The organism is Rothia sp. HMSC078H08 (assembly GCF_001808955.1).
Classification (GTDB): Bacteria; Actinomycetota; Actinomycetes; order Actinomycetales; family Micrococcaceae; genus Rothia.
In genome coordinates this window covers 160,695-174,697 of sequence record NZ_KV795253.1, presented here as the reverse complement: position 1 = coordinate 174,697, position 14,003 = coordinate 160,695, and the positions used below count along the sequence as shown (strand labels likewise).

At 60.8% G+C, this 14,003-nt stretch carries 11 protein-coding genes; 3 read left to right on the top strand and 8 right to left on the bottom strand.

What is annotated here, in order from left to right; all coding sequences use genetic code 11:
- The first annotated feature begins 398 nt into the window (after positions 1–398).
- The 3 genes from HMPREF2528_RS03610 (at position 399) to HMPREF2528_RS03600 (ending at position 3,446) form a co-directional block, all read left to right on the top strand.
- Entirely contained in the window at positions 399–1,640 is a 1,242-nt protein-coding gene (locus HMPREF2528_RS03610; RefSeq protein WP_070542475.1) for an MFS transporter, read from the top strand.
- A gap of 241 nt (positions 1,641–1,881) precedes the next feature.
- Positions 1,882–2,502, top strand: coding sequence for a recombinase RecJ (locus HMPREF2528_RS03605; RefSeq protein WP_246823870.1), 621 nt, complete (start codon positions 1,882–1,884; stop codon positions 2,500–2,502).
- Positions 2,503–2,714: 212 nt separating this feature from the next.
- Positions 2,715–3,446 (top strand): metal-dependent transcriptional regulator, encoded by a 732-nt coding sequence (locus tag HMPREF2528_RS03600; protein ID WP_005504316.1) that lies wholly within the window; start codon positions 2,715–2,717, stop codon positions 3,444–3,446.
- Between the two features lie 160 nt (positions 3,447–3,606).
- Here HMPREF2528_RS03600 and HMPREF2528_RS03595 read toward each other — a convergent pair whose 3' ends face one another.
- From HMPREF2528_RS03595 to HMPREF2528_RS03560, 8 genes are all read right to left on the bottom strand, one after another.
- Positions 3,607–4,491 (bottom strand): metal ABC transporter permease, encoded by an 885-nt coding sequence (locus HMPREF2528_RS03595; RefSeq protein WP_070542471.1) that lies wholly within the window; start codon positions 4,489–4,491, stop codon positions 3,607–3,609.
- Positions 4,492–5,325 carry a metal ABC transporter ATP-binding protein gene (locus tag HMPREF2528_RS03590; protein WP_070542469.1) on the bottom strand — a complete coding sequence of 278 codons (834 nt, stop codon included), beginning with the start codon at positions 5,323–5,325 and terminating at the stop codon, positions 4,492–4,494.
- A gap of 188 nt (positions 5,326–5,513) precedes the next feature.
- Positions 5,514–6,476, bottom strand: coding sequence for a metal ABC transporter substrate-binding protein (locus HMPREF2528_RS03585; protein WP_005507646.1), 963 nt, complete (start codon positions 6,474–6,476; stop codon positions 5,514–5,516).
- 334 nt (positions 6,477–6,810) lie between these two features.
- Positions 6,811–7,611, bottom strand: a complete 801-nt coding sequence (locus HMPREF2528_RS03580) for an exodeoxyribonuclease III (RefSeq protein WP_070542467.1) — start codon at positions 7,609–7,611, stop codon at positions 6,811–6,813.
- A 211-nt stretch (positions 7,612–7,822) separates the two neighbouring features.
- Positions 7,823–8,644, bottom strand: coding sequence for an S-layer homology domain-containing protein (locus tag HMPREF2528_RS03575; protein ID WP_070542464.1), 822 nt, complete (start codon positions 8,642–8,644; stop codon positions 7,823–7,825).
- Between the two features lie 511 nt (positions 8,645–9,155).
- Entirely contained in the window at positions 9,156–10,484 is a 1,329-nt protein-coding gene (locus HMPREF2528_RS03570; RefSeq protein ID WP_070542462.1) for a glycosyl hydrolase family 28-related protein, read from the bottom strand.
- Between the two features lie 403 nt (positions 10,485–10,887).
- Positions 10,888–12,234: a glycosyl hydrolase family 28-related protein gene (locus tag HMPREF2528_RS03565; protein WP_049352715.1), complete on the bottom strand. Its 1,347-nt coding sequence runs from the start codon at positions 12,232–12,234 to the stop codon at positions 10,888–10,890.
- 588 nt (positions 12,235–12,822) lie between these two features.
- Positions 12,823–13,821, bottom strand: a complete 999-nt coding sequence (locus tag HMPREF2528_RS03560; protein ID WP_371325953.1) for a bile acid:sodium symporter family protein — start codon at positions 13,819–13,821, stop codon at positions 12,823–12,825.
- Positions 13,822–14,003 lie beyond the last annotated feature (182 nt).

Sequence of the window (14,003 nt, the reverse complement as noted above, 5' to 3'; positions counted from 1 at the left end):
GGCTCAGCCGGGTTTAGTCAGGGCTCAGCCGGGTGGAAGCACCAAGAATGAATTATAGTCAAACTAACCCTAATGTCAATACTCAAAATGAGGAAAGTTTTTCAACCAGTGTTCATGTATATGATTAACGTCTCTTATAGAATCTAAAGTATCGCGCGACACACTTCTTGTGCGGGGGTGGCTCCCGATGAGCCGCCCCGTGCATCCTCAACCACCCCGTGATAACCGGCGGGCCCGTCATGACCGGCGGGCACAAGCGAAAACAGACGAATACAGGCAGGCACAGCCGACTGTCGGGGTATTCACTCATACGATTGCGCGCTACGAATTGCGCACAATGAACTACGCACGACGGATTGCACACCGCGCGACACCCAACCCCATCGTGGAGGTCCCCCATGAGTGTCAACACCGAGTTACTCAAGAATAGAGATTTTCGAAATACCCTTTTCGCCATTGGAGCCAACCAGCTCTCAGACTCGATGAGCTATATCACCACGCCCATCATTATTTTGGCGCTGACCGGCTCCCCCGAAGCTGCGAGTATCACCCTCTTCGTCGCGGGTGTTCTCGCCACCTGCGCCGGGGCGATATCCGGAACATGGGTTGATAGAATCGGCCCCTCGAAGTGCCTGGCGCTGTCCTGTATCGGCCAGTCGCTGTCCTGGGTTGCGATTCTTCTCTACCTCGTTTTCAACGTCACCAACATTTACGTTTTGGTGATCACGATTTCTCTAGCCGCCATCATTTCCACCTTCGACTACCCGAGCGAGCAATCCATCATCACCCGCGTAGTCCCCAAGGAACACCTGGGGTACGCCTCCGGTATGGGTGAGACGCGCGAATCCACCGCCAACCTGCTGGGCGGCCCAATCGCCGGCATCATTATCGGCTTCTCGACCGTGCTCATGACCGCAGTTCACGCGGTTGTTAACCTGCTGGCGTTCATCGTCGCACCCAAGACCTACGGGGCTAGTCGGCAGCCCGCAGAAGAGGAGGAAGGCGAGAAAACTAGCTTCTGGCAGGACTCAAAAGCCGGTTTCGAGTACATCCTGAAGAACAAGGTGCTGGTGTCCATTGCGTTCGTTTCAACGCTTGCGAACTTTGGAACGGTCGGTATTCCGCTCACCTTCATCTACTACTACACACTGGAGGGCGCACACCCGCTCTTCATTGGCATCTTTGCGAGCGCCTTCGGCGTGGGCGTGCTGCTCGGTTCGTTCCTGGTCGGCCCGCTGACCGAGAAGTTTGCGCTCGGCCCACTCGGTATCACCTCCCTGGCCATCATGTCGGCGTGCTACCTGTTGCTACCGGTGGTTCATTCGATGCTGTGGGCGGTGTGCCTGCTGATTGTGCTGGCGGGTATTGTGCTTCCCTCCTTCAATTCGAGCATCATTGCGTACATTAACGCATCCACCCCGGAGCACATGATCGGTCGCGTGCATTCGGTGCAGGGCATCCCGAACATGGCGCTGACCCCGCTGGCTGTTCTGCTGGCAGGCTTCCTCATTGTTGATTGGGGTATTACGTACACGGCGCTGTTCTACGCGGTGTTCATTTTCCTGTCGCTGGTGGTGATGGTATTCCAGAAGCCGCTGCGTCAGCTGCCCCATATCTCGCAGGTAACGAACGCACAGTAGTTCCGCGGTAGCCCCGTCTATCAACTCCACTCAACGCCCCCGAAAGCGAATAATTCAACGTGCACTTGCATGAAAATTATTTTCCTTTCGGGGGTGTTCTACATCCTTTCAATGATTTTTACACGCGGTGTAACGTTTCAATAATTCCCCTTATCAATGCGTATTTTAGGGGTTTTGAGTGTTGCCGGTATTACGCCGAACCTTACGCTGGGCATTGAAGGTTTTACGGCATAATAAGAGGGTGTTCGTTCTTACTTTCATCCAACGTTCCGCACAGCACTCACTCACTGCACTGTCGGACGAACTCGCCAAGCTCAACCCGCGTGTTGCCTTCGCCCAGACCTACCCTGACGAGATTCAGGGCGCCTTCGACCGGGCCAGCGATGCACTGCACGCGGCGCTGATGGCCGCCCGCGATAACGGCTTCTGGGTGGGCATCGGAATCGGCGAGCTCAACATCCCCCGCTTCGCCGGGGCGCTCGGCGCCGTCAGCACCACCGACTGCACCGGTGACGCCCTCGAATTCTCGCGCCTGGCCATCGAGGAGGCGCAGGGAGGCGCCCCCGTCCGCTGCATCAGCATCAGCGCGGACAACCACCACCTCGCCGAGCTGGCCACCGGTTCCGCACGCCTGCTCTACCGCGTCTGCGCCGACCGCACCGACGCCGAGTGGCGCGTCGTGAACCTGCTCGTACCCGGTGTGCGCGGCCAGCAGAAGGCCGCCGCAACCGCCCTGGGAATCACCACCCAGGCGGTCAGCCGCACCCTCGTCCGTTCCCTCTGGCACGAAGAGCAGGCGGCACGCGGTGCGCTCATCGAACTGCTGACCCGTATTGACCGTTCGCGCCGCCGCGCCACCTAACCGCCGCCGCGCATCCCTCATTCTTTCGCGCTTGCCCGCCTATAGTGCCTACCAGCCTCTCGTACCTGCCAGCGCGGAACCGAACACCTGATCCCGCCCGTGATGGTCACCCCCTGCCAGGGGTGAACCGTCCGGGCGGGACGCTCTTTAAGCCCGCGCTGAATACCCTGTAGCTCGACGGGCAAAACCAGAGAAAAGGTAGACTTATCTTTATGCCTCTTTCAGAACTTTCCGTCAGCACCCAGAACTATCTCAAGGAAATCTGGAGCCTCGAAGAATGGACCAAAACCCCTGCCACCGCATCCGCCCTGGCAGAACGCATGGGCCTGCGCATTTCTTCGGTATCTGACGGCCTCAAGCGCCTCGCCGCCGCCGACCTGATCGAGCATCAGCCCTACGGCGCTATTGAGCTCACTGAAACCGGCCGCTCCTACGCGCTGGCAATGATCCGCCGCCACCGCCTCATTGAGACGTTCCTCGTGGAGACCCTCGGCTACACCTGGGACCGTGTGCACGACGAGGCGGAGGTTCTGGAGCACGCGGTATCCGACTTCATGGTGGACCGCATCGACACCCTGCTGGGGCACCCGACCCGCGACCCGCACGGCGACCCGATCCCGGACTCTTCGGGGCATATTAGTTTTCCGCAGACCGTGCCGCTGAGCCAGTGCGAACCCGGCGAAACGGTCGTGCTCGAACGCATCAACGATGACGACCCGCGCCTGCTGCGCTACCTGCAGGGCCACGGTTTTGTGCCCGGCGTGCGCCTGCACATTGAGGAGGGTGCGCCCTTCTCGGAGGCGGTGAACGTGAGCGTGGTCGGTGCCGGTTCCGGCAACCTGCACGAGACGGACGCGGCCGGTGCGGTGAAGCCCGGCGGTACCATTATTCCGTTGGGTGCGGAGGCGACCGCCTCCCTGTTCGTGTCCCGCACGGTGCGCTAGGTACAGGGCGGTAGATACAGGGCGGTAGCGGCGGGCTTCTAGCCCGGAAATCCGGGCGGGTACGCGCCCCCAACCTTCAGAAGATAGCAATAGGCGGAAAGCCCCACGGTGGGACTTTCCGCCTATTGCTGTATGTGGTGAGTGTACTCAGTGGGCTTTCTTAGGAAGCTACCGGCTCAGTTTTCGTTGCAGCAGTGCTGAGCTTGCGGGCACGCATCCTGCCCAGCAGACCGTAGCGCGGGGCGAACACGTACGCCAGGGCGAACAGCAGGCCCTGCGTGACGACCACGGCACCGCCGGGGGATACATCCGCATGGTAGCTGACGTACAGACCGGTCAGCGTACCCACCAGGGACACCCCCACACTCACCGCGAGCATCGGCACAAACCGGTCCGTGATGAGGCGCGCGGTGGAGCCGGGGATGACGAGCATCGCCACGACCAGCACCACGCCCACGATTTGCAGCGCCACCACGGAGGTTAGCGCCAGCATAATGAGTAGCAGCGCGCCGAGCAGACGCGGACGCAGCCCCACCGCCTGCGCGAAGCCCGGGTCGAAGGCGTACAGTACGAAGTCGCGGCGCTTGACCAGCAGCACGGCGGCAACCACCACCGCGAGGATAGCGACCTGCCAGACGTCCGACCAGGACACGCCCAGCACGTTACCGAAGAGAATATGGTTCAGGTCGGTATTCGACGGCGTGACCGAAATCAGCACCAGACCGAACGCGAACATGGTCGTGAACACGATGCCGATCGCGGCGTCTTCGCGCACGCGGCCGCTACGCCGCACCCCGCCGATGAGCGCCACAGCCAGGAGTGCGGCAATGACCGCGCCCACTGCGAAGGGCGCACCGAAAATGTAGGCGAGCACCACGCCGGGTAGCACCGCATGCGAGATTGCGTCACCCATGAGCGACCAACCGAGCAGCACGAGCCAGCAGGAGAGCAGGGCGCAGACGGCGGCGGCTATGACGGTGACCACGAACGCGCGGAGCATGAAGGGCAGGGTCAGCGGCTCCACCAGAAAGTTGAGGATGTCCATTTAGTTCTTCCCTTCCGCAGAGCTGATCGTAGTAGTGCCGGAGGTAGCAGCGCCGGGGGCAGCGGTAGCGACCGACGCGCCGGCGTCCACCTCCATGCCGAAGGCACGCACCAGGTTCTCGGGGGCGAGCACCTTCTCGGGGGTGTCGTGCATCAGAATTGTGCCGCGCAGCAGTAGCGCCTCGTCGGCAAACTGGCGCAGGCTCGCCAAGTCGTGCGTGGAAACCAGCACGGTCGCGCCCTCGTCACGCAGCTGTTCGATGACCTGAATGAGCATCGCCTCGCTGCGCTTGTCCACGCCGGCGAAAGGCTCATCCAGCAACAGCAGCTGGGCGCCCTGGGCGATAGCGCGTGCCACGAAGGCGCGCTTACGCTGACCGCCCGAGAGCGCCCCAATCTGACGGTCGGCAAGGTCGGTCAGTTCCACGCGGGCGAGCGCCTCATCCACGGCAGCACGGTCTGCGGCACGCAGGCGGCGGGTGATGCCGAGGTTGCGGTAGCGTCCCATGCTGACGACCTCACGCACGGAGATGGGGAAGGTCCAGTCGATTTCTTCGCTCTGCGGCACGTAGCTGACGAGTCCGGCGCGGTGGTGGTGCGCGTTCTTGCCGCGGCTGCCACGGTTACCGCCGACGGGCTGCCCGTCGAGGGTGATGCTTCCGGCGTGCATGGGCACGACCCCCATGATGGCTTTGAAGAGGGTGGATTTGCCGGAGCCGTTCATGCCAATCAGGCCGCAGATACGCCCGGTGTCCAGGGTGAAGGATGCGCCGGTGAGGGCGCGGACTGGCCCGTAGTTCACGTGCACATTTTCGCAGCTGAGAAGAGTGCTCATTCCTTGTGTTCTTTCTGGTGGTCACCGTATGCGTGGGGCGGGTGTACTTGCTTGTGTGGTGGTGAGTGGGTGGGTGTGAGTGGGCGCTGTGTGAGCGAGTGTTAACGGCGTGGGAGGAGCGGAGCCATGAAGGCGACGCCCCTCCTATCCTATCGGGGGTTTGGGGTTTACCCGGGGTTATTCAGGGTTTAGGAGTTGCCCTTGAGGCCCGCAACGATGGTGCGTGCGTCGTAGCGGATCATGTCCAGGTAGGTGGGCACGGGGCCGTTCGCTTCGGAGAGCGAGTCCACGTAGAGCACGCCGCCGAATCGTGCGCCGGTGGCGTCTGCGACCTGGCGCATCGGGTTGTCAGAGACGGTGGATTCGCAGAACACAGCGGGCACCTGGTTCTCGCGCACGTAATCGATCGCGGAGGAAATCTGCGAGGGGGTCGCCTGCTGTTCGGAGTTGACCGCCCAAATGTACTTTTCCTTCAGGCCCGCGTCTGCCGCCAGGTAGGAGAAGGCGCCTTCGCAGGTGACGAGTGCGCGCTGGTTCTCGGGCAGGGTGGAGATTTCCTTGACGAGCTCGTCACGCACGCCCTGTAGCTGCTTCTTGTAGGCTTCGCCGCGGGTCTTGTAGTCGGCGGCGTGGGCCGGGTCGAGGGCGCTAAATTCGCGAATCATCACGTCCACGTACTTTTGCACGTTGCTGGGGCTCATCCAGGCGTGGGGGTTGGGCTTGCCCGCGTAGGCGTCCTCGGTAATGGAGATGGGCGTGACCCCCTCGGAGACGGTCACGTGCTTAGCGTGGGATTCTTCAACGAACTTCGCGAACCAGGATTCGAGGTTCAGGCCGTTGTCGAGCACCAGGTCGGCGGCGTGTGCCTTCTTCAGGTCGGAGGGGGTGGGCTCGTACTCGTGAATCTCTGCGCCGGGCTTGGTGAGGGATTCGACGTTCAGGTCGTCGCCTGCCACGTTGCGGGCGATGTCTGCGAGCACGGTGAAGGTGGTGAGCACGGTCTTCTTACCGCTGCTGCTCTTAGCGCCTTCGGTGGTGCTGGAGGTGCTACCGCAGCCGGTGAGCACGAGTAGCAGGGTGAGTGCGAGGGCGGCGCAGAGCGCCTGGACGAGGCGGCGTGCGTTGCTGCCTGCGGGGGTGAAAGCGTTCATGAGGCATCCTTCATTGGGAGTCACGGGTTTGAGTATGTGGTTGATGTGTGGGATTTGCCGCGCCGGGACGCTAGGGACACGGTTGTGTCTGCGCAGGCATCATAATGCGCTTTTGCCTGTCGTCCCGGGCGGAATTTAACAATAGTTCGGCTAGCCGAACTTTTCAACTAAGCCACACAGAAAACCCCGAAATATTGGCAGAAACCCAGGGGCAGGCATAGGAACAGCCGCTCAGAGACAGGCACACAGAAGCACCGGCATATACAGCAAGGAGGCGGGGACCCCTCCCCCGCCCCTTACTGCACGCGGTTCTACGGCAAGCTATACGCTCGGATTAGTCGGCAATCTCAACCACGACCGGCGTGTGGTCGCTTGCGCCTTCACCGGCGCGTTCCACCTTATCGATCCAGGCACGTTCCACGCGTGCGGCAAGCGCGGGCGAGAACAGCTGAAAGTCAATGCGCATGCCCTCATCCTTGGTGAAGCGGCCCGCCTGGTAGTCCCAGTAGGTGTACTCGCCCGGAGTGTGCGGGCGTACTACGTCCACCATGCCCTCTTCGAGTAGGGCGGCGAAGGCGCGGCGTTCGGGTTCGGAAACGTGGGTCATTTCGTTGCGCAGGAAGTAGTCAATATCCCACACGTCGGTGTCTTCGGGGGCGACGTTCCAGTCACCGACCAGGGCAAGCTGCGACTGCGGGTTAGCCGCCAGTTCGTTGTGCACGTTCTGACGCAGCGCCTCCATCCAGCGGAGCTTGTAGTCCATGTGCGGGTCGGTCAGGCCGCGGCCGTTGGGCACGTAGAGGCTCCAGACACGCACACCGCCGCAGGTCGCACCAATAGCGCGCGCCTCCAGCGCCTCGGGCTCGCCGGGCTTGCCGAAGTGCGGCTGGTTATCGAAGCCGCGCTGCACGTCTTCGAGGCCAACTCGGGAGGCGATTGCCACGCCATTCCACTGATTCAGGCCGAAGTGCGCAACCTCGTAGCCCATGAATTCGAAGAGGTCGAAGGGGAAGGTTTCGTCCTTGGTTTTGGTTTCTTGCAGGGCGAGCACGTCAACGTCGTGTTCGTCGAGCCAGTCTTCGACGCGGTTCTCACGGGCGCGGATTGAGTTGATGTTCCAGGTGGCAATCTTCATGCCTTCTAGCTTAGCGGGTGCAGAGCATGCACCTTTCATTGCACGGAAGCGATTGCGCGGCGGCACGGGCGCTCGCAACCTGCCAGAACAGCACAGCACCCGGAACAGAGCACCGCCCGCCTGCGCAACCTTCGGGTCGCACCGGCGGGCGGTGAATATATGCGCTAGTCAGCACTGCATCTAGTCGGTATTACCCCTAGTCAACGGCTTCCTAGTCAACGGCGGGAGTGCCCACAACCTTCAGGCCCTTATCACCGTACGCCTTGAGCATGTACAGGGCATCGGAGAAGTACAGGGGGCTGGCAGGGTTCACCACGTCTGCCACGCCGTCACCGTCGCGGTCCACTTCGGGGTAGGCGCCGAGCGTGCGGGCTGCCCAACGGTTTTCGGTCTTGAACTGTTCAGTCTTCTTGACTTCGGCACGTAGCGGACGGCGGATCTGGCGCAGGCGCGCGGCACCGTCGGGGCTACCTGCGGCGCGATACAGGAACGCGGCGAGGGTGTGGCGGGTGGCGTACTCGTCCGGGTGGAAGAGCCCGTCATCCCAGCCGGAAGTGATGCCCGCGTCCGCCGCCCAGATGTAGGCGGGGTAGTCCGGGTCGGTGGGTGCCACATCCTTGTAGGGCGAGGTTTTCGGGAGGTCCTTGACGGTCGGGGATCCCGCCATGCGGTAGAGCATGCGTACGAGCTGGCCGCGGGTGACGGTTGCGGTGCTGTGGCGGCGGGTGACGGTGTATTCTTCGCTGTCGAGGTAGCCGTGGCAGACTGCCCACACGCCGGGGGTGGCGCTCATGGTGCCGAGGAAGTTGGCGACGCATTCGACGTAGCTGGGGTCGTCCTTGGGCTGGTGAAGTTTGATGAGGCCGTTGGCTGCGGCAGGTTCGGCGGCGTGGGCTTCTACAGCGTGGGCGGCAGGCTGTGCACCCACTGCGGAGGTGACGGGTACGGCACCGAGGGCGAGTGCGAGGGTGAGGGCAAGGGCGCGACGTGCGCGGGGAGCGGGTGTGAGCGCTCGGGAGATAACCGAAAACATGGGTTGTCCTTATGTAATTGTGGTTGGGAACCGGCCGGAAGGAACCGATTTTTGGGTCGACTGCGGGGTCGCCAAATGGAGCGAATAAGAAAAGGGGAAGGGTAGTGTTCGTTGAGGAATAGTGAGAAGCGGCAATGAATAGGGGCTGACGTGCGGCGATACGCGGTTTTGGTGTGTGCCAATGATGTGCGTGTTCCGCATGCTGTCGCACGGCTATGGTGGTGCACAGTGAATGGACTGTTTTACACCGCCATAGAAAGTTTAAAGTACATATTGATATTTTATTCAATATTTAATTGAGACTTTTATCAACTAAAAATTAAACATTGTTCTAAACGACAAAGCAGCTGCGAATGGTATGTATTCCATTCGCAGCTGCCCTGATTCTTAGCCGATATATAGCGGTATAACGCGCCCACTAGGGCACACGCGCCTCCCTCACGATTCACAGGAAAGTTCCGAACCGGTTCGGGCGTGTCTACTAGCTGCCGTCAGTTGCCGTCAGTCTCTACTAACCGCGCATCACGTTGTAGGCTTCCTTGGTGAGCTGACCGGCGGGCGAGGTGGAGTGGCGCAACTCCTCAACCTCAATGACCACGTTCGCGCCAATTGCGCCGGTAATGTACACGCGGCGGCCGAGCATATTGCCCTCACCGATGCGGTCATCCTTGGCGGTGCCTTCGGTGATGCGCAGGTCGTAAATCTTGTTTTCAATGTAGAAGCCGTACAGGGAGGCGGGCTTCTCCGGCGGGTTGTAGGAGACGGGCGCGACCATGCGGGTACCGCGCGCGTTGCGGCTGATGTACCAGTTGGCGGCCTCGTCAGCACCGGCGGCACCGCTGACGGTGCCAGCCCAGCTGGAGCCTTCCGCTTCGCATCCGACGAAGACGTTGTGCGCCCACTCAACGAGCCAGCCGTGACCCGCGTTGGAGCGGGCGGTGCAGCCGATGAACATGTTGCGTTCACCCTGCACGATCCAGCCTGCGCCGGCGTGGCGGGTGGCGGGCTCGTAGAGGGCGTACTTGTTGCTGGTGCGGTGGTTGCTGTTGCTGGAGCAGTTTTCGAATTTTGCCTGCGCCGCGTACACCTCGATACCGGCGTAGGAGCCGCCGCTGAGATTCGCCTCGGCAACGTCGATACCGCGCAGCTTGTTGTCTGCCGCGCCGGAGTTCTGTCCTTCATTGGGGCGGCGGGGGTGGCCGGCGGGTTTGCCGAGCAGCAGGCCCTGGTTGAGGGTGCGGCGGATGGTCACGTCGTCAATTTTCATGCCCTGGTCGTCCAGGCCGAGCACGGCAACGCCGATGGCGGTGTCCCAGACTTCCACGCCGGCGATAACGGGCACGATGTCCGGTTCGTTGAGCATGTCGCCAGTCAGGTGGGTGTGGAAGATGACGCCGGCGACGTTGTTCAGCGGGGCGGTGTGCGCATCGAGCGGGTAGCTGCTGATGGGGGTGTTTGCGGCGTTGGTGCGGATGTGCAGGTTGCGTACGCCCATGCGCATGGGCTTGTTGGCGTTGTAGTTGCCGTAGACGGGGGTGGTGTAGCTACCGACGTGGAACACGCCGGTGTATTCGGTGTGGCCGCTAGTGGTGGTGGGGATGGCGCGGTCGGAGTGCGCGATGACGACGGTTGAGGAGCCGTAGCCGAAGATTTCGACGCGGTGTTTGATGTCGATGAAGGGGTAGGAGACGCGGTAGATGCCGCGGGGTAGTTCTACGGATCCGCCGCCGCGTGCGGCGACAGCGTCAACGGCGCGCTGGATGGCTGCGGTGGAGTCTTTGGCACCGGTGGGGTCTGCGCCGTAGTTGATGGCGTTGATGCTCATGGGCGTATCGGGCATGAGTGGCTCAATTCTTTCGATGGGTACCGCGTTCGGTGCTGAAGGCGGCGTGGTGAGTGAATTGAGTGAATACGGCAGTATGCGGTGAATACGGTGCTGCGTGGGTGCAGTGTTGAGTTTGTGTGGTGCGGTGTGTTGGGCGCATTTCTGCGGGTGTTTTGGCGTGTGTGGGTCTGTGCACCGGCAGACCTGCCTTCTGCTCAAGGGTACCGCATTGAGCGTGTGGAGGCGATGACCGGGCACTGTGATGCATGCTCCCCTGCCCTGTTTTTCTACGGTTTTTCGGCTGTTTTGGGTGCGGGTTAAACGCCGAGGGGCGGGGATTACTCCCCGCCCCTCAAGCGTATGGGTTTTAAGATTTTGTGATCACGAGCCTCAGCTCGCAGAGTCTAACCCTTGAGGGTTAGCCCATGAACACGCCGTTGCCGCGCTTCTCCAGCTGCTTCGGCGCGAAAGTCGCGTGGCGGATGTGGTCCACCTCGATGAGCACGTTATCGCCCATAGCACCGGTCACGTGAACACGGCGGCCGATCATATTGTTCTCACCAATACGGTCATCCTTCGCGGACGCAGTCGTAATGTGCATATCGCGAATGTTGTTCTCAATGTAGAAACCGTACAGGGAAGCCTTCGCCCAGCTGTAAGGGTTGTGCGAACGAGGAGCCACGAAGCGGCTACCGCGTGCGTTACGGCCAATGTACCAGTTCGCCGCCTCGTCACCTCGAGCAGCGCCAGTAACAGCGTCCTGGAAGCTCGAAGACTCACCCAGGCAGCCAATGAACTGGTTGTTGCCCCACTCCACGAGCCAGCCGTGACCGGCGTTCTCCTGGGCGGTGCAGCCAATGAACATGTTACGGGTGCCCTGAATGAACCAGCCTGCACCCACGTGGCGGGTCTTCACCTCGTACAGGGCGTTCTTACCCTGGTTGCGCTTGTTGAACCAGCTGGTGGACGCCTCGAACTTGGACTGAGAAGTGTAAATCTCGATGCCCGCGTAGGTGCCGAAGCTCATGTTTGCGTCAGAAACGTCAATCATGGAGAACTTGTTATCTGCCGCACCGGGGGTGTCACCCTCACGGGGGCGCAGCGGGTGGCCGACGGGCTTACCGACCAGCAGGCCCTGACGCAGGGTCTGACGGATGCGCAGCTTGTCAATCTTCATGCCCTGGTCGTCCAGGCCCAGGATCGCAACGCCAATGGCGGTGTCCCAGATTTCGATGTTGGACAGGGTGGGCACTGCGTCCGGCTCACCGGGGTTAGCGTCCGCAATGCGGGTGTGGAAGATGACGCCTGCAACGTTGTCGACGGGCTGGGTGTGCTTCTCCAGGAAAATCTGGTTGCTCTTAGAATCCAGCGGCAGGTTGTACTTGTTGGTGCGGATGAACAGGTCACGCACGCCCATACGCATGGGCTTGTTCTGGTTGGTGCCACCGCTCATGGGGGTGGTGTAGCTACCGGTGTGGAAAACGCCGGTGCATTCGTAGCTACCGTTCTTGGTGGAGGGAATACCCTTGTCGGTGAAAGCGACGATTCGGGTTGCCTGACCGTGGCCGAAAATCTCGACGCGGTGCTTCATTTCGATGAAGGGGTAGGAGACGCGGTACATGCCGCCGGGAATCTCCACGGAGCCGCCGCCCTGCGCAGCAACATCATCGATAGCCTTCTGGATAGCACTAGTGGAGTCTCGTACGCCGGTGGGGTCAGCGTTGTACTTGGAATCGCATACGTTCACGCTCATGATGGTAGCCATGGAGTGTCCTCTTTCTTGGCGGATACAGACAGCGATTAGCGCATAGATGGAATCTAAGCGCGTCATTAAGCTGAGTGTATCCAGTTGTGTTTGAGTGAATAAATGGTTTTGAGCTTCCTTCCGGTTGAGTGAGTGAGTCTCTTCCGGTGCGGGATGCGGGCGGGGAGTGAATCCGCTGCATCAATGCTCGTGGGCGGTGTGAGGGAGTGAATCTCAACCATTCCCACATGAGTCATAAATTCTTGCATACAGGATGCAAACCTGTCTAACCCATCGACAAAATATTCTAGGGCAAAATTGGGGCTTTTTCGCCGCTCAACACCCGATAGTGTTGATTGTCTCGCCGGTCACTTTGATGCAATAGAGTGCATATAACCCACAGAAAACCAACTGACCAGTACTAATACCACATTTTGCACGCATATGCACTAGTCAGGGGAATTTTTGCCAAAGCGCGCAACATCACTTTTCAGACGGGTCATCCAGACCCAAAGAACCCATTAAAACCCCTCATCAGAGGCTTATCTCACAGGCTCAGAGGCCCCCAATAGCACCCGCCGAGCACCCCGGCAGATAGGGTTCAAGCCCCTACTGAACTTCCTTCGCGGAGGCGGCACCCACCACATCCAAGCGCGCATAGCGGCCCGCAAGCCAGGTACAAATCATCAACTGAACCTGATGGAAAATCATGATTGGCAGCATCATCAGACCCAGCGAGCCCGCACCAAAAATAATGATCGCCATCGGCAGGCCAGCCGCCAGCGACTTCTTCGAACCGCAGAACTGAATCGTAATGCGGTCGGCACGGTTGAACCCCAGGCGCTTAGCCAGCTGGTCGGTCAGCCACAGCATGAACACCACAATAATCGCCATGAGCACGACCAGCAGCACAATCTGCCACCACGCCACGCGCGTCCACACACCCTGCACCACCGAGGCAGAGAACGCCGAATACACAATCATCATGACCGAGAACTTATCCAACCACTTGGTGGTCGGCTTCTTGGCGAACTCCCCCACCCAGCGGCGCGTCAGCTGACCGAGCACAAACGGCAGGAACAGCTGAATGGCAATGTCCAGGAAGACCGTTCCGGAGAACTCAATATGCCCCGTGTTCATCAGCAGCATGGCGAGCAGCGGGGTCGCCACCACGCCCACAATCGAAGAGAGCGAAGCGCTCACAATCGCCGCCGCCACGTTACCACCCGCAATCGAGGTGAACGCAATCGACGCCTGCACGGTCGAGGGCACAAAGGTCAAGAACAGAATGCCCATGTACAGCCCATCACCGAGCACAAAACGCAGCGGTGAAAGCGCCAAACCGACCAGCGGGAACAGCACGAACGTGCAGCTCAGAATCATCAGGTGCAGACGCCAGTGGGTCAGGCCACGAATAGCCTCCGCGGTGGAGAGGCGAGCGCCGTACAGGTAGAACAGCAGGGCGACCGCGAACTTCGTTCCGGTGCTGAACCATTCGGCGAAGTCGCCGCGCGCCGGCACAATAATTGCGAGGATGACCGCGCTAATGAGCATGGTCAGCAGCGGGTCGAGCTTGATGGAGCGAAGTGATGAAAGCATGGTTTCCATTCTAGACCTGCGCCTGTGTGAAGGTGCCGGGGTGCCGGGTGCATCTCAGTTGCAGGGCGGGGCGGAGGTGAAGGTTACGGACGGCTCATGCCAGGCAACCCGAACGGCTGTAGCAACCGGCTACGAGCCTGTGAGGAGGCGGTTAACCAACCGAACCCATCGGAGCGTCTAGGCACCCCGAC

Excerpts from the sequence above, each read along its gene's own strand:
- HMPREF2528_RS03560 (WP_371325953.1), bottom strand. The coding sequence starts at position 13,821 with ATGGAAACCATGCTTTCATCACTTCGCTCCATCAAGCTCGACCCGCTG.
- HMPREF2528_RS03610 (WP_070542475.1), top strand. The coding sequence starts at position 399 with ATGAGTGTCAACACCGAGTTACTCAAGAATAGAGATTTTCGAAATACC.
- HMPREF2528_RS03575 (WP_070542464.1), bottom strand. The coding sequence starts at position 8,644 with ATGTTTTCGGTTATCTCCCGAGCGCTCACACCCGCTCCCCGCGCACGT.
- HMPREF2528_RS03595 (WP_070542471.1), bottom strand. The coding sequence starts at position 4,491 with ATGGACATCCTCAACTTTCTGGTGGAGCCGCTGACCCTGCCCTTCATG.
- HMPREF2528_RS03600 (WP_005504316.1), top strand. The coding sequence starts at position 2,715 with ATGCCTCTTTCAGAACTTTCCGTCAGCACCCAGAACTATCTCAAGGAA.
- HMPREF2528_RS03590 (WP_070542469.1), bottom strand. The coding sequence starts at position 5,325 with ATGAGCACTCTTCTCAGCTGCGAAAATGTGCACGTGAACTACGGGCCA.
- HMPREF2528_RS03580 (WP_070542467.1), bottom strand. The coding sequence starts at position 7,611 with ATGAAGATTGCCACCTGGAACATCAACTCAATCCGCGCCCGTGAGAAC.
- HMPREF2528_RS03570 (WP_070542462.1), bottom strand. The coding sequence starts at position 10,484 with ATGCCCGATACGCCCATGAGCATCAACGCCATCAACTACGGCGCAGAC.
- HMPREF2528_RS03585 (WP_005507646.1), bottom strand. The coding sequence starts at position 6,476 with ATGAACGCTTTCACCCCCGCAGGCAGCAACGCACGCCGCCTCGTCCAG.
- HMPREF2528_RS03565 (WP_049352715.1), bottom strand. The coding sequence starts at position 12,234 with ATGGCTACCATCATGAGCGTGAACGTATGCGATTCCAAGTACAACGCT.